The organism is Legionella sainthelensi (genome assembly GCF_900637685.1).
In the GTDB taxonomy this organism is placed as follows: domain Bacteria; phylum Pseudomonadota; class Gammaproteobacteria; order Legionellales; family Legionellaceae; genus Legionella; species Legionella sainthelensi.
Map to the genome: position 1 here is coordinate 3,381,152 of NZ_LR134388.1, position 15,606 is coordinate 3,396,757.

Genomic DNA, 15,606 nt, shown 5'->3' on the forward strand with positions numbered 1-15,606 from the left:
CCTTTCAGTCACTGGCAAAGCCCTTTTTGGTAACTTTCGGTAATTTATTGTTTATTTCTGTTTATTCATGATTATTTTCGTCATTAATCGTTATATAACGAACAATTACGAATAATTCCCCAAAGACGGTTCTAAAATAAATTTCAAAATACAGGGCAAGATAGGTGAAGTTAGCTAACCTGCAAGCAGTTTGGCTAATTCACTTAGCTTATTCGCACCTGCGGTGCTCAATGTATAAAACATAAAATCCTCCCCAAAAGTGCCCAAATAATTAACTATTCAGCATCCAGTACTTTTTTAGAGAAGACGTACAACCGTGGCGTACCTACCCCTTTGATTCTTGGCTTGTGGGATGCCTTACCGTCATTGGTTGGAATCAGCCAACCGCACTCTAATAATATTTTGGTTACTGTTCGTTGATCAAAGCCCTGACAAAGCTCATTTTTATACACTTCAGTCAATACCGTAAAGCGGCGAAAACCTTCATCATCAGTTCTATAAAAGCCTGCTCGATTAACTACTTTCTCATTATTAGGAGCGTTAGCGTTATCAAACCGGCTGGCACCATGTAGCTCAAAAAATGCCCTTACCTGCGCTTTAATGGCGCGGTCTTCTCGATTACCCTTATCCCCAAAGGCAAGCAACCATGCATTAAAGCATTTCTTTGCTGCGGCGTAGGATTCACCTTTCTGCCAACCGGTCAGATTAAATTGAGTAGCAAGCTCACCCGCCGCACCCACCAAAGCAAAACGTCTGGCAACGCGGATGACTTGACCGGTTACATCCGAATCAATAACCGTATCGACAAACTGCTGAATCCCTTGGTTAAGAAACCGAGCAAGAACATCTTGGTTTGTGACCACAAACTGTAGCCATGCTTCACCCACTGCCCCATAATATTTGCTTGAATAGTTCTTAAGCGTTAGTGCAAGGCTGGCTGGGCTTAGTTGTTGATGTAAGGTTTCAAATAGTCCCATGCCGCAACCAGCATCCGCTTCAATATCCGCTAAGCGAATTTCTTGCCCTGCATTACAACGCTGGCCAATTCGTGCCATTAAGGTAGCAAGAGACTCTTCACCTGCTGATAGAAATATCAAAGCCCATTTATTCGCTGCTTTGATCATACCTAACTTTGAAGCTCTATTTTTACCTTGGCCATTTGCAAGCAGATAAGCCGCTTCACCCGCCTCACGAGGATCGAGCTGACTAAGCTCATCAAGAATCAATAAACCATCGTTATGCATTGCTGCCAATCCCTCTAAGCCATTAGCAGTGGCACGCCATAAGCGTATATATGAATTAGGTTTACCCCATACCGATGCAGCCACATTCAGTGCCGTGCTTTTGCCAGAAGATGAAGCACCCCGAAAATGAAAACCACCAGAGTCTTCACCAGCAAGTCGTGCAATGGTTGGAGCAAAGGCACTGGCAATAGCAAAAACCAGTCTTGAATTACCTATGGCAAGCTTCCCTATAGAGTTTTTCCATTCTTCAGCACTCCCTGAGGTTGATAGTGATGATTCAATGGCATTAGTATTTTGAAAAACGATTTTTTCTCCCGATTGACCAATAGCTTGCTTAGGTGTAACAAATACTTTGTTATGCCAACCCAGCTTATCTACACAACGTGCTCGCGCTTCTACTGGAAAGACTTGCACGTAAGATGTTAATAAATCCCGTGCATGATGGCCTGGCGAAATGGTTAAACCTAATCGAACTAACTCACGCCGTACTTCTGAGGCATCCCCTTGCAATAAGGCCAGTGGCATTGCCCATTGGTGTGTTATACCATCATCATCCTGCCATTCTAATAAGCGACCCCATTCGCCATTATGCGCATCACGCGTTTTTGCAGTTACGTACAGTGGCGAACAGATCCACCGTGGTGCAAGTTCATTGCCATCTTTATCTATACCCAAATAAAATACGCCCTGATTGTTTATCTGAAACTTGCCACCGGCATAGTCACAGTAGGTTATTTGCGATTGATGGTCTGCTTGTTTGACTTTTGCATCAAAAGCGATGATTTGATTGTTGCTCATAATATTCTCCAACATATGCTTGCAAAGACAACACAAGGCAACCTTTGCTGATATTTAATTCCAGACAAGTTGATGTGTGCTATGAATAGCTTTGTTGACTTGTTGAGCTATAAATTTTATGTTGAATATATTCGAGAACATCGCTTTTGCGATATAGAACTTTACGACCAATTTTGATGTATGGGATACCTCCACCCGCCCAACGATTACGTTCAAGCAAGTGAGTAGAACAACTTAGAACTGCGGCAATGGTGTGTTGATTGAAAAGAGCTGATTGAGGGGCTAATTCAAATTCATTTAATAGGTGTAACCGAGATGTTTTTGGTGAAGACATGGAAACCTCCGTTTCATAATACATTCAGCATAGAGCTGACTTTTTAATGTATTTTTCATTATGCAATCCTTTGATTAATATTATTTAACAAACACAGCACACTGTATTAAACAATTGAGCGATGCTTGCGACTATTTCCTGCCCATTAGGAATGGTTAGCAGGTCTGGCTTTAACTTCAAGCTCGACCAGAGTATTGCTGGTTTGCTAAAACTCTGTCAAGAAAAAAAGCTCGAATTAAAAGAGGTGTTATCAAATGATATTGATTGATACTGAAAATCTCTTTAAAAATGAAGGTGTCCCATACGTCCCATGGTTGAAAAATAAGATGGGGACGTGTCTAGCCCTGTAATGACGAGGATGTCCCACTTGTCCCCTTTGTCCCTCACATTTTTCTATTTCTGAATAAATGGTGGATATAACTTACTAATGCAAGATACTATTTATTTTGCATTTTATAAAACTTACACTCAACGCCATGCCCAAAACCAGTTTTGTAATACTCCATGCCGCTTTTTTCCATCACGCGATGAGAGGCTTTATGATTTAATGGGGCAAAGGCAAGAATATAATCTTTGTTAATATTATTTTTGCTCCATGATAGCAAGGCATTTAATACTTCCGAGGCATATCCTTTTCCCCATAATTTTTTAACTATTAGATACCCAACTTCAACCTCACCTGTATCCAAAGGGCCAAATCCACAACGGCCTAAAAACTCACCACTTTTCTTATCTAATATAACAAATCCAGGAAGTCCTTTTGTTTTATAAAAAGATATAAACTCTTTAAGCCGCTCTGCAGTTTGTTCCCTATTTTGAGTACCATCTGGAAAAAACTTCCTAACTTCAGGATCTGAGTTTAACTCAGCAATATTATCTAAATCAGAAAGTTTTATCTGTCTGAGCAAAGTCCTCTCAGTTTCAATTTTTAGAATCATGCTGGCATCCGGTTGGTCCCTACATTTGTCACGAAGTATAATATAAAACGTGACAGCATTAAATTTAGACTTGTATTAGTAAGTAATTGGCTAGCTATTCATATTTTTTTTCAGAAAATACCTAATGGCTATAAAATCAACGAATGTCCCCTACGCCCCACACAAGCAAATTAAGTTGGGGACGGCAATAGCCCAGCAATGACGCGGGTGACCCACTTGTCCCCTTCGTCCCACCTTTTTCATCGTTAAAAGCCAAGTGGGTTTTTAATTCTCTTATATTCCAATTTAGACGAGGTTATATTCCATATTAGACGAATGTAACCGTATGTTTAATAATTATTTTTACTATCTTTACAAAAATCATGACGCAATAAACTATAATTTCAACAACCGAATAAACTATAATCTTAACAACATAATATACTATGATTTCCACAACATGATATACTATAATTTCTACATGAAACTATAAATTGAAATATTATGAAACCTTCAGAAAAGCTAGCGCAGTCACTAGAAGTTTTACACAATCTACAAAAGCAAGGTAAGTACGCTATCCAATCAAAAGATATAAGTCGTACTCATAGGGAGCGACTTGTAGAAAATGCATTTTTAGAAGAGGTTGTAAAAGGTTGGTATGTACCTATAAAACCTGATGAACAAAAAGGCGAAAGTACGGCTTGGTATGCTTCTTTCTGGAGTTTTTGTGCTTCCTATTTAAATGAACGATTTGGTGACAAATGGTGCCTTTCCCCAGAACAATCTTTACTTCTTCATTCAGAAAATTGGACTGTGCCTAAACAACTCATGATACGCAGCCCCAATGGAACAAATCGTAATATGGAGTTGCCTCATAATACGGCCTTATTTTCAGTACAATACAAAATGCCTGCTGCCCAGGATATAGAGATTAAGCAGGACATGCGAGTATATGCAATAGTGCCAGCATTGCTCTATTGTTCACCTAAATTTTTTCTCAATATCCTACTGAAGCACGCTCAGTTTTATCAATGTTTAATAGTGCGTCTGATTTTCTGCATTATCTATTAGAGGAAGGACATTCTTGGATAGCAGGAAGGATTTGTGGTGCACTTCAAAATATCGGCAAATCTCACGTGGCAGAAGAGATCAAAAAAACCATGGAGAGTGCCGGTTATCAAATACGGGAAGAAGATCCATTTTTAACAAATACACCGATAGATTTTTCCGCAACTTATAAACCAGCCTATCGCAGTCGTTTAGAAGTTATGTGGCATGATATGCGCGATATAGTTCGAGAGAACTTCCCTAAACCCCATCCTACGACAATTGATATAAAAGGATATCTAGAACAAGTTGACGAAAATTACATCTCAGACGCTTACCATTCTCTATCTATTGAAGGTTATCAAGTAAGCCCTGACTTAATTGAAAAAGTTCGTTCTGGACAATGGAATCCCGATGCTACAGAACAAGATCGAAATCACCGTAGTGCATTAGCTGCCCGTGGATACTGGCAAGCATTCCAAGCAGTAAAAAAGAGCCTTATGGAAATATTGAATGGAGACAACCCCGGAAAAATAATACAAAAAGAACATGGGGATTGGTATAGAGAATTATTTCAACCTAGCGTTGCTGTAGGTCTTTTAAAACCAACTGATCTGGCAGGATATAGACGAAGCCCTGTATTTATACGTCAATCAAAACATATTCCTCCACGTTGGCAAATTGTTAGTGAACTAATGGAAGAATTTTTTCAGTTAATAACCCAGGAAAAAGAACCTGCCGTTAGAGTGGTTCTCGGGCATTTCTTTTTTGTTTATATCCACCCTTATTCAGATGGTAATGGCAGAATTGGACGTTTTCTGATGAATGTTATGCTAGCGAGTGGCCATTATCCATGGACTATTATTCCTGTGGAGAGAAGAAACGAATATATGGAAGCGCTAGAGCAAGCTAGTGTTCATCAGAATATTATTCCTTTTAGTAAGTTTATTGCTAGCTGTATTAAATGATAAATTAATTGGCATAAGGATTTAATTCATAGAGCTTTGAGCATAGAGCTCTACCATATTTTAATGTCATGTTAAGAAAATCCAAAATATTTAACACGTCTATCACCTCATGTTAAAAAAATCGTATTTTGTTAACATGAAACGTGCTTAAGTACACAAAAATACTATATTTGTATAGTATTTCTGTGTACTTAATTTGCAGATACAATAATTCTCGTAGGTAACTAATCAATAAAAGTTGCAGGGGATACTTTAAACCGCTTGGAAAGTTTTCTTATCTGTGTAACATTCAATTGACGCTTACCATTTAAAATCTCCGAAACAACTCCCTGACTTCCAATTTCATTTTTCAAATCATTTTGATTTAAATCATGTTGTTCCATCAAGAATTTCAAAGCATCAATACCAGTTCCTCCTTCTAAGAACTGATAGTGCTCATCATCATAAACAGAGATCATATGACTTATCACATCTATAAGCCCCATGAGCTCATGAGATTCATCTTCTCCAACAACATCAAGAAGGTTATCAAGTAAGCTAGATAATTTTTCATAATCATCAGTATTTTGAGGCTCATGAATAACAGGAGAAATTTTTTTCCAGCATTGAATAGTGTCTTGTATAAAATCATTATGTGCTAAAGCAGTCATATTCATTTCCTCCAGTCGCCCTTATCATATTCTTTATGGGTTAAAATGTGGCGAATATATAATTTCTTTCGATTAAAATGGATGCTTGCTATGAGTCTCAGCTTGTTCCCCCCAATATCAAAGACATACAGATCTCCAACTTTATCAACACTATTAAAAGATGCTTTTAAATCAGCATAACTTTTGAACTCGTTGTTTTTCACAATTTTATGCCAGCCAAGCAAAGCAGTCGCACATTCAGGATGCAAGACACTTGCTTCTTCAATTCTTCTTTTTGTTATTATGTGCATAATAATTAATCACCACTACTAAACTTAAGTTTATCTCAAAATGAGATATTTTGCAATTATATACAAATTTATAGTTAAACAAGAGAATGCGTCACAGATTCATTCATATGCTTAAGCAAAAAATTAGTAACCTGTTGCATTGGCTTACGCAACCGCTCAACATCTTTCATGATATATCCTGCCGTAACATCATTATTCATTTTATGGTTAAGCAAACGCTTTAAAGCATAAGCAGGTAAATCAAGGCTATCTGCGATAGTCGCAAAAGTTCTACGAAGATCATGCAAAGTAAATGGTACGCCGGATAACTCAACCACCCTATTCACCGCTTTTTTAGGTTCATAGATGTAACCGGTTTTGCTTTCAGCCGGGAATACAAACTCACTGGTTTTATTCCGGCTTCGGCGTTCCATTAACTCGTATACAAAATCAGACATAGGCAAGGTGTGGATTTCATGATTTTTGGTATCTTGCAGAGTGATGGTTTTGGATTTGAGATCAATATCCACCCAACGCAAAGAGGCAGCTTCCATTTTTCGCATCCCTGTGAATAAGAGTAATAAAAAATAATCATGCCACAATAAAGCATTACGGTAGTTATCGGTTTCCACCAATATAATAACCGCTTTATACCAGTCTGCTAATTGATGCGGTTTGATGACCGTTTGTTTTCGATCCACCCGATACCATGCACGGGTATGCGATAAGTATTTGACTGGATTAATGGTGATGATTGGATGGCCATTGCCGTCTTGATATTCATACATGGCGTAATTAAAAATAGCTCTTAATACCCTCATGGCATTATTAGCGCGAGCTTTACTATTCCCCTGACCATGCTTGGAATGTCGTTTGGCAATCATCTCTCGTGTAATATTAACCAAGGGTTTATCAAGCCAGTCTGGTACCACTTCATGCAGCACACATTGATAATCGTTTAAAGTACGTGGTTTTAAATCTTTTCTTGCTTTGAGGTAATCATTCAACACCTGCTGTAGGGTCATGGCGTGAACTTTCTTGGTTTTCTTCTCCGCTATAGGATCATCGCCTCTGGCCACACTACCCAAAAGACTTTTGGCTTGCTTTCTGGCTTCTTCAACCGTCAAGTTGCCGTATTTACCCAATGTCACTCTTTTAACCTTGCCGTTGATTCTGGTTTCAATGATGAAACTTTTGACGCCACCGGAAGTAATTCTTAAAGCAAATCCTTTTAAATCATGATCACGATAAAACGTTTGGGTTTTTCCAGCGATATGCTCGAGTTTATCAACGATGGTTTTGGTTAATTTAATCCCTTTTTCAGCTTCCGCCATAATTTACCCCTAAAATCCCATGTAGACGCCATGTAGACACTTTATTTAAAACTAAATAAATTTCAATATGGCAAATTATGGCTTATAAACGTTGATTTTAAAAGGTTTTTGAAAGAATTTAAAATTTGATAAAACGTGCTAAAAGCCCTATTTTACAGACTCATAATCCGTTGGTCCTAGGTTCAAGTCCTAGTGGGCCCACCAATTAAAGTCATTAAAATCAACAATTTACACTTGATAACTTAAATCCCTAGAAACCCGCTTCGGGATTTCTTCGGGACCTGCGTGCAAAATCTAAAGCGAAATTGCACGGCTCTTCCCCATTTCCGGGGGCACTAATCAAGAACACAAGGGCTCTTCCCCATTTCCGGGGGCACTAATCAAGAACACAAAACCTTAACCCTTAATCTGTAGTTTTCAAAATTTCTAAACCCATAAGCACGTCTTTGAATCAGCTTCATCTTGCGATGGAAACCTTCTGTAATGCCATTGTTTTTAGTAAACCGCCACATTCTAACCACTTCTTCCCGCCATTGATATAATGTTTTACCTAGAGTCTTTAGTGATTCGAAATGACTTTCCTTCAGACTGGTAACGAGTTTAAGAAAGAGAGGGATTAAACGCGTACACTGTTTTGCGGTACGATGTTTTCGCATGAGTAATCGATGTAATCGCTGTTTAAAGTAATATATTGCAGCAATGACAGGCTGTTGTTGCAAATAACGCTCTCGTCTATTGAGCCGCTTTACAGTGAGGTTATTAGGATTGGTTCTCAATGCGGCCAAGAGACCTCGCTGATATTTCATTTCAGGGTCAATCTGCTGATAAGTCTGTAAATGCCGTTGTTTTTAGTAAACCGCCACATTCTAACCACTTTATTTGGGATAGAGCCTGATTTTTTTGTTACTCCCCCACAAATTTACCGCGATAACAGTAATTTTTAGGAATTTATAAGAAATAAATATGGGAAAATCAGGAAATCAATCAAATTTACCGCCATAACAGTAATTTATGGTGAATTAATGCAAAAAAATGCAATAATAAATTTATTTTACTCATTTTTACTGCTATAACAGTAATATATAATTAATTTTTGGTGTTCCATGCCCACACACGAGATTGCCAATTTAGTCCATTACTACCGCAAACACAGCGGCTTATCGCAACAAGAATTAGCCCGGTTAGCGGGAGTCGGTAAGACGGTTATCTATGATATTGAAAAAGGAAAAGAATCAGTGCGATTGAACACATTGCTAAAAGTATTAGATATTTTAAATATTCAAATGAAATTTGAAACGCCTTTTCCTCAAACAACGGATAATAACTCATGAGGAAAGCATGCATATCAGTGAATGGCATCAGAGCTGGAATATTAGAGGAGTTAGAAGGTAAAAAATATCAATTTACTTACCTTAATGATTATCAGGGGGCACCTGTTTCTCTCACCATGCCGTTAACCAATAAGGTCTATAATTTTGACGTGTTTCCCCCCTTTTTTGAAGGATTACTCCCTGAAGGCATTATGCTTGAAGCATTATTACGCAAATATAAAATCGATAAAAATGATTATTTTGGTCAATTGATACTAGTTGGCCAAGATGTCGTAGGTGCAGTGACTATTGAGGAACTAAGATGAAACGCTGCCCTATTACTTATGACGTAATTAGTGACCAAGAAAACTATTCTCAACGTGGATTGCATTTGCTTTCCCCTCAATTAAAAAACCTTAGCCCATTAGATTTAAGTGCTGATGAGCAGCGACAGGAAGCAATTGCTCGTGTAGGAAAGATGTCTATTCAAGGCGTCCAAAAGAAACTAAGTGCCAAACTAAAGATTAAGGAAGGAGGTTTTGAAATCGTTGATCAAAAGGGTCAGTACATTTTAAAACCACAAAGTGATATTTACCCAGAATTGCCGGAAAATGAAGCCATTACTATGACCCTTGCAAAGGCCATTGGCCTCGAAGTTCCGGTTCATGGTTTGGTTTATTCTAAAGACAACAGTTTGACCTACTTCATTAAACGCTTTGATAGAATAGGCCATAATAAAAAGTTAGCTTTAGAAGATTTTGCACAGCTATCAGGTGAAGATCGACATACAAAATATAAAAGCTCTATGGAAAAAGTAATTGCAGTCATACAGCAGTTTTGTACATTCCCAAAAATTGAATTCGTGAAATTATTTAAGCTGACGTTGTTTAACTTTCTGATTGGCAATGAAGATATGCATCTAAAAAATTTTTCCTTAATTACGAAGGATAGAAAAATTTCCATATCACCAGCCTACGATTTACTTAACTCAACCATCGCTCAAAAAAATACTAAAGAAGAACTGGCTTTACCTCTAAAAGGAAAAAAAAATAATTTAACAAAGAGTGATTTTCTTAAATACTTTGCCGTTGAAAAATTAGGATTAAATCAGAACATCATCGATGGGATCGTACAAGAGTTCCATCAAATAATACCTGAATGGCGAAAACTTATTGGTTTCAGTTTCTTATCTCAACAGATGCAGGAAAAATATATGGAATTGCTCGATCAGCGATGCAAGCGATTCAATTTTTTTGATTAACTGAAATCAGCCGTAAAAATTATCGACAGCGATGCACTCCATAATGAGCTATTACGCTTTATTCCTTTAGATGTTCAGGAAAGAACTCTAAAGAAAGATAAATTTAAAGAGTTTTTGATTAATGAAACTCAATTATTGTTATTCGAATTGATGGCGTTATTAGATGGCAAATCAGAACAAGAGGATTTTTAATGACAAGAGTCGTTTTGACCCCTGCCTAACTTTATACATGATTATTGCATGGAGAATTCTCTATTTAACTATATTGGGGCGAGAATGTCCTGATATAAGTTGGGAGTTAATCTTCTCGACCGAAGAGTGGAAAATGGCTCATCTCATCGTTAAAAAAGAAGCACCTCCTGCTGAACCTCCGCCATTAAAAGTAATGATCAAAATAATTGCTTCTATGGGAGGATACATGAATAGAAAAAATGACCCAGAGCCAGGTTTATTTTGATTTTTGCTCATTTTATTCATTTGTGCGTTTTTATACATTAAATAGAAATTGTCAACTATAAATGGGGAATTCATTTTCTCTCTTTGAGTCTTAGGGTCTGTTGACAATTCATATTGTTTTATCAATTTTTTCCCGTAGTTCTGACAATTTTAAAGCCATTTTTTCACAAGATTGAATTACGTCTTCACGATGCATTTCTGTAGCTTTGATTGTGGAGACAATCTCTATCTGGATGAGAATAATACAATTCAAAAAGAGCTTCAGCGATTAGGAAATAAATATATCGTATTAGATCCATTATTTGGAGTAGTAGCAACTGGCGATAAGTATCTTCAAGAAGCAGAAATAGCGAAATTTTTTGCTCTTTCTAAGCTAGACCGGATTAACAAGGCTAGAGACATATTGTTTAAGAAAAATAATACAACAGTTGAACAAGAAACCGCTAATATTTTAGAATCGGTTAAGCAAGAGCTAAGGTAGCCGGATGCAGGCGCAGTCGTAATCCGGGATATTGGGCTTCGAACATCCCGGATTTCGTTACACTTCATCCGGGCTACGCTAGATCAGAATCAGGAACATCTTTTTTATCAAGCTCCTCAAATATAGCCTTCATCGTTGGATTTTTACGTGTCAGCTTCTTGATGGTTATGTCCTGTGCCTTATCGTTTGCAAGGCGAAGATTTCGATCAGTCCCGAGCAGCGCATCCCTGGTCCTCTGTAGATGATCAATTGATTTATCAATCTCATCAATTGCAATTTGAAATTTCTTAGAGGCAAGCTCATAGTTTTTACCAAATGCGGACTTAAATTGTTCAAGGTCTTTTTCGAAGTTTGTTATGTCAATATTTTGTGATTTAACAAGCGCAAGTTCTGTCTTATATTCTAACGACTTGATCGCCGCGTTGCGCAAAAGTGTAATTATAGTAAGAAAGAACTGTGGTCGAACGACATACATCTTTGGGTATCGGTGGAACATATCAACAATCCCAGAGTTATAGAATTCATTGTCAGGTTCAAGCAATGAAACAAGCACTGCATACTCACAGCCTTTTTCAGTACGATCTTTATCTAGCTCCTTTAAGAAATCCTCATTTTTTTTCTTAGTTGCAGTGGTGTCTATTTCGTTTTTCATTTCAAACATGATTGAAACTATCTCAGTACCAGCATGGTCTAAGTCACGAAAAATAAAGTCGCCTTTACTACCAGAACTTGCATCGTTATCTTTTTCAAAATATGCATATGGAAATGCAGTTGCACGAATCCGATTGAACTCTGTCTCGCAATGCTGTTCAAGGGTTTCTCCAACCATTTTAGTCGAAAGACGAGCTTTCATGTCTCGTAATCGCTCAATAGCATCGTCACGATCTTTGAGCTGTGTTTCATACTTGTCTTTGAGAGATTTTTCAGAAAGTTGCTTTTCAAGCTCTGCTTGTTTAAGACTGATTTTTAGTTCATCCCGCTCTTTCTCAACTTTGCTAAGCGCCTCGGCAACAGCAAGTTTCTTCGCAGATTCGCTTGTCCCAAGCTTTTCCTCAGCTAGTTTCAGAGCAGCTTCTTTATCTAGTTTCGTCCTTTCCAGTTCGTTAGCTAGTTTATCGCGTTCTTTCTCAATAGCTATCAGAGCTTCAGTCACAGCTAGTTTCCGCGCAACATCACCAGCATCTAATTTTGCTTTCAGTTCTTTTATCTCGGCATCTTTATCTGAAGCGAGCTTCTGCATGTCATTTCTGATATTGCTCTTGGCAAGTTCCACTGCATTCAGTTTCTCCTTCTCAGCCAATTCGAGTCGATCATGCAATTGCTTATCAAATTCTTTATCACGAACCTGCTTCAAAATATCTGCATACCCAGCTTCGTCAACTTTGAATGCCTTTTTGCAATGGGGGCAGATGATGTCATGCATATTTAATTCCTCTATCTATCGTTATTTACAGCTAATAACTTTTTTGTAGTAATGAATAAATGTTAGTGGCAAACAATTGCTTTATAATACAGTTTATTTGAACGACTAGGAAAAGAGCATTCCGCAAATAATGCTTGAGTCTAGGGATAATATTTCAAATAAACTGCTTTTTGAAGACTTATTTAATCAACTTTATAAATCCGTTGGTCCTAGGGTCAAGTCCTAGTGGGCCCACCAACAAATTGTCATCCCGAATGTAGTGAGCAATCTCCAGAGTTCAAGCACAGAGCCACATTCGGGAGTTTCTTCGCACTGTTTGGAATGAAGTTGCCCGGACTATTGAGAAGCTACCAAATTACCTCAAAATAGTTAATGAGAGGATTTCTCAGAATGAGGTTTTTACTCATTCACTTATACCCAAACTCAGCTTTTGTGCTTACAACAACATCAGTTTTTGTTGCTGCAAAGGAACCAAACCGGTGCAGTCCGGAGGAATTCCTTTCTATTCTACTAAATGCCCTCTCTGCCTCCAAATCAATTCGCATTTGGCAGTTATCACAAACTTCTTGAATTAAAGGCTGAATATTAAACCAACTACGCCGCTGTCTCAGTTTTATTAATTCTAATTCGAGCTCAAGCCGATGTATCTGAACATCAACTGGATGTTTCAGATGGACCCCAAATGATATTTTTATATCATTAATTTCTTTAATTCGTGATTCAACTTCTCCTTTCTGAAGTTCATCCAATCGTGTTTGGGCAGATTCTTTAATTGCCTGCTTTTTCTTATTTATGGCTTCTAAAATAACCTGAGGATCTTGTCCTACTGGAAAATCGAGAACTTGCTTTGCTTGATCTAATTTTTTAGAGTGAATGACAAATTCTAAAAGCTCCTTAACAATTTTTTGCGAATGAGACGCTACATTTTCGTGAAAAATATCTTCCTTAAATGATACTGGAAAAGCAGCGATCTCTTTAGCGCATTCAATAATGGCTCTTTCCGCCTCATCAACACTCATTTTTGAAGCTATCGCTTGGTCATGAGCAGCCTGGCCGTATATCAATTCAAATATACGGCTATCTAAACCAGGATCAGCTAAGCGCAATGAGTTAAGGAATGCTTTTATATTGCCATTATAATTAAGAATGCATGAAAACACTCTCCCTTGTTTCTCAAGAGACAATGAATTGAACACAACCGGGAAATGAGGCATCTGCTCATGTAAATCAACACAGTTGACAATAACATTCGAGGGCAATGAACCATTACCTTCTCTTATCTTAAATAGCATATGAAGCAGATGAGAATGACTATAAACAGCTTTTCCAATATTTTCGTGAAGACCTAATAAAGTGCGTGTTATATCAAGATGATAAGGATTGGAACTAAACGTGGCAAAACGACTTCTTCTTTGTATGAGATCATGAAGTGAAAAATATTCTAGCTTCTCGTTGTCCCAGGGATTTACCAAAACCACATCATATCCGCCTGGGCTCATCGCATTAGGAATAATTTTATCTATTCTTAGTGCATGACATCCGTGTCTTTGTCCATAAACATCAACATCACCCCAATCCAGAGCAACATAAACCGGCTCTTCAGGTCTAATAGCTTTTAACTTAACAATGTCATAGATATTTGAATAATCTTGAGAATTAATGCCGAGTAACTTTGCAACAAATTCTGTTTCATAACCTACGTGTCTATAAGGCATATTATGGGCCATCACACTCGCTGCCGGATCTTGGGGATTCCAACCACGATTTAAATAATAATAAGAGCTGAGTCGCTCCAAAATTTTTATGGCAAGTGAATTACTTTTTACCCCCTCAGGTGTCTGGTCAATTTGATTGAGTCTATTATAATCAATAAAAAAAACATCTTGATTTGTCTTTGGATCATAATAATAGGTGAATTTACCGGGGATCTTATCCAACTGTAATAATGCACTTTGGTCTGTACGTTTGATTCGTACTTCAATACCACCTACTCTTTCAACAAATAATGATTTTAGCGCGGCATAGCCTTCTGGTCCCGTACTTAATAAACAATCGACAGCTGCTAAAAGATAACAATCCCCACCTCTGCCTTGGTGTATCGTAATAGGGCCATCATTTGGGGGAAATAAGGGGGTAGGCATAATAAAAATCTTCCTGTTTAGTAAAAAATATTAAGATATCAAGAACAGCTTATTAGAAAATTAATCAATCTATTACATTTACGTATAGGGTATGTGAAAAATGATCTCTTTTGTGGGGCTTCACGATCCTCTGAGGCGTAAGATACTGTCTTTCAAACAAATCTTTCGATGTGTTTTCATTACTTAGTTTCACACTCATAATTTTAATTAAACCCAGTAACGTCAAATGGGTTTCAAAATTAAAATCACCAATAAAAAAACTATTGTGGGGAATTTGCGTATTTGAGTACGACACAGTTATACATCGTAGTACATTTTTAGTGGCTTCTTTTGATAAAATTTTCAATTAAATCAATTAGTTACTTTTTGATTAAATGACTCATAATCTGTTGATCCCAGGTTCAAGTCCTAGTGGGCCCACCAACATAATAATTTAAAATCAATAAGTTACGTTGATATCCTGTTTTACTATAAAAATCCTTGCGTAGCTTTTGCGTGACCTAGATCACGTAATTACAAACTTACTTGGAGATCCCTTTGAGTATTTTAACTGGCAGGTCTACTCTTAGAGTTTCGCAATAAGGTTAACATCAAACCGCTTTTTTGATTCTCACAAACCTTATTAGCAGCTTGATATAAACTTTGGAGCTCAGCTGAAGAATAGTGAGTTGTGATCCTTCCTGAACGATATCCAAGCAAGTCTTGCCTGTCTTCAAAACTTTTCTGAACGACCCTCAACCAAATCAAATATTTTATGTTTGGCCAAGTCACAAAAGGTTGTGGCATAACCTACTGCTCTATTAAATGAACGCTCATCCACACCAAGAACTTTTATCTCTCTCCTTGAGATATCCAAAAACGTTGACTGTTTATGACCTAATATTTTCTATATCATTTAGGCGGAGAATTGGTCTTTCGCCATAGGTTAGGAATAAATAATCCTAAGTAGTTTAGGCATCATACCCCTTAAGCA

Annotated in this window: 15 protein-coding genes and 3 pseudogenes; 7 read left to right on the top strand and 11 right to left on the bottom strand. The window is 37.5% G+C overall.

The window, feature by feature from the left end; translation table 11 throughout:
* Positions 1 to 275 precede the first annotated feature (275 nt).
* The 3 genes from EL220_RS14940 to EL220_RS14950 form a co-directional block, all read right to left on the bottom strand.
* Positions 276 to 2,042 carry a DUF927 domain-containing protein gene (locus EL220_RS14940; RefSeq protein ID WP_027269476.1) on the bottom strand — a complete coding sequence of 589 codons (1,767 nt, stop codon included), beginning with the start codon at positions 2,040 to 2,042 and terminating at the stop codon, positions 276 to 278.
* A 79-nt stretch (positions 2,043 to 2,121) separates the two neighbouring features.
* Positions 2,122 to 2,376 (bottom strand): MerR family transcriptional regulator, encoded by a 255-nt coding sequence (locus EL220_RS14945; RefSeq protein WP_027269475.1) that lies wholly within the window; start codon positions 2,374 to 2,376, stop codon positions 2,122 to 2,124.
* Between the two features lie 437 nt (positions 2,377 to 2,813).
* On the bottom strand, positions 2,814 to 3,314 hold the full coding sequence (locus tag EL220_RS14950; protein ID WP_027269474.1) for a GNAT family N-acetyltransferase: 501 nt from the start codon (positions 3,312 to 3,314) through the stop codon (positions 2,814 to 2,816).
* 483 nt (positions 3,315 to 3,797) lie between these two features.
* Here EL220_RS14950 and EL220_RS18360 point away from each other — a divergent pair, with 483 nt between their 5' ends.
* Together EL220_RS18360 and EL220_RS18365 are read left to right on the top strand one after the other, a co-directional pair.
* Positions 3,798 to 4,364 (top strand): hypothetical protein, encoded by a 567-nt coding sequence (locus EL220_RS18360; RefSeq protein ID WP_197720966.1) that lies wholly within the window; start codon positions 3,798 to 3,800, stop codon positions 4,362 to 4,364.
* On the top strand, positions 4,325 to 5,308 hold the full coding sequence (locus EL220_RS18365; RefSeq protein WP_197720967.1) for a Fic family protein: 984 nt from the start codon (positions 4,325 to 4,327) through the stop codon (positions 5,306 to 5,308). The genes EL220_RS18360 and EL220_RS18365 overlap by 40 nt, the downstream gene beginning before the upstream one ends.
* Positions 5,309 to 5,532: 224 nt before the next feature.
* On the opposite strand, the gene EL220_RS14960 is transcribed toward EL220_RS18365, so the two are convergent.
* From EL220_RS14960 to EL220_RS14975, 4 genes and pseudogenes are all read right to left on the bottom strand, one after another.
* Positions 5,533 to 5,958 carry a helix-turn-helix domain-containing protein gene (locus EL220_RS14960; RefSeq protein ID WP_027269472.1) on the bottom strand — a complete coding sequence of 142 codons (426 nt, stop codon included), beginning with the start codon at positions 5,956 to 5,958 and terminating at the stop codon, positions 5,533 to 5,535.
* A gap of 2 nt (positions 5,959 to 5,960) precedes the next feature.
* Positions 5,961 to 6,248 carry a type II toxin-antitoxin system HigB family toxin gene (locus tag EL220_RS14965; RefSeq protein ID WP_027269471.1) on the bottom strand — a complete coding sequence of 96 codons (288 nt, stop codon included), beginning with the start codon at positions 6,246 to 6,248 and terminating at the stop codon, positions 5,961 to 5,963.
* 74 nt (positions 6,249 to 6,322) lie between these two features.
* On the bottom strand, positions 6,323 to 7,561 hold the full coding sequence (locus EL220_RS14970) for a tyrosine-type recombinase/integrase (protein WP_027269470.1): 1,239 nt from the start codon (positions 7,559 to 7,561) through the stop codon (positions 6,323 to 6,325).
* A 380-nt stretch (positions 7,562 to 7,941) separates the two neighbouring features.
* A pseudogene (locus EL220_RS14975) lies at positions 7,942 to 8,397 on the bottom strand (ISL3 family transposase); the annotation flags it as partial.
* Positions 8,398 to 8,664: 267 nt separating this feature from the next.
* On the opposite strand from EL220_RS14975, the gene EL220_RS14980 reads away from it, so the two are divergent.
* The 5 genes from EL220_RS14980 (at position 8,665) to EL220_RS15005 (ending at position 11,069) form a co-directional block, all read left to right on the top strand.
* Positions 8,665 to 8,892 carry a helix-turn-helix transcriptional regulator gene (locus tag EL220_RS14980; RefSeq protein ID WP_027272361.1) on the top strand — a complete coding sequence of 76 codons (228 nt, stop codon included), beginning with the start codon at positions 8,665 to 8,667 and terminating at the stop codon, positions 8,890 to 8,892.
* Positions 8,889 to 9,197 carry a HipA N-terminal domain-containing protein gene (locus tag EL220_RS14985; RefSeq protein ID WP_027272362.1) on the top strand — a complete coding sequence of 103 codons (309 nt, stop codon included), beginning with the start codon at positions 8,889 to 8,891 and terminating at the stop codon, positions 9,195 to 9,197. The genes EL220_RS14980 and EL220_RS14985 overlap by 4 nt, the downstream gene beginning before the upstream one ends.
* On the top strand, positions 9,194 to 10,132 hold the full coding sequence (locus tag EL220_RS14990) for a HipA domain-containing protein (RefSeq protein WP_027272363.1): 939 nt from the start codon (positions 9,194 to 9,196) through the stop codon (positions 10,130 to 10,132). Before EL220_RS14985 ends, EL220_RS14990 begins: the two co-directional genes overlap by 4 nt.
* 163 nt (positions 10,133 to 10,295) lie before the next feature.
* Positions 10,296 to 10,589, top strand: coding sequence for an IS4 family transposase (locus EL220_RS15000; protein ID WP_128130925.1), 294 nt, complete (start codon positions 10,296 to 10,298; stop codon positions 10,587 to 10,589).
* A 189-nt stretch (positions 10,590 to 10,778) separates the two neighbouring features.
* Positions 10,779 to 11,069: a hypothetical protein gene (locus EL220_RS15005; protein WP_027272365.1), complete on the top strand. Its 291-nt coding sequence runs from the start codon at positions 10,779 to 10,781 to the stop codon at positions 11,067 to 11,069.
* 73 nt (positions 11,070 to 11,142) lie between these two features.
* Here EL220_RS15005 and EL220_RS15010 read toward each other — a convergent pair whose 3' ends face one another.
* From EL220_RS15010 to EL220_RS19810, 4 genes and pseudogenes are all read right to left on the bottom strand, one after another.
* The gene (locus EL220_RS15010; RefSeq protein ID WP_027272366.1) at positions 11,143 to 12,492 is read right to left on the bottom strand and encodes a DUF2130 domain-containing protein; all 1,350 of its coding nucleotides are present in this window, start codon (positions 12,490 to 12,492) and stop codon (positions 11,143 to 11,145) included.
* Between the two features lie 407 nt (positions 12,493 to 12,899).
* Complete coding sequence (locus EL220_RS15015; RefSeq protein ID WP_027272367.1) at positions 12,900 to 14,633, bottom strand: hypothetical protein; 1,734 nt, start codon at positions 14,631 to 14,633, stop codon at positions 12,900 to 12,902.
* 546 nt (positions 14,634 to 15,179) lie between these two features.
* Positions 15,180 to 15,371: pseudogene (locus EL220_RS19255) on the bottom strand (site-specific integrase); the annotation flags it as partial.
* A pseudogene (locus tag EL220_RS19810) lies at positions 15,352 to 15,465 on the bottom strand (transposase); the annotation flags it as partial. The pseudogenes EL220_RS19255 and EL220_RS19810, both read right to left, overlap by 20 nt.
* Between the last annotated feature and the right edge of the window lie 141 nt (positions 15,466 to 15,606).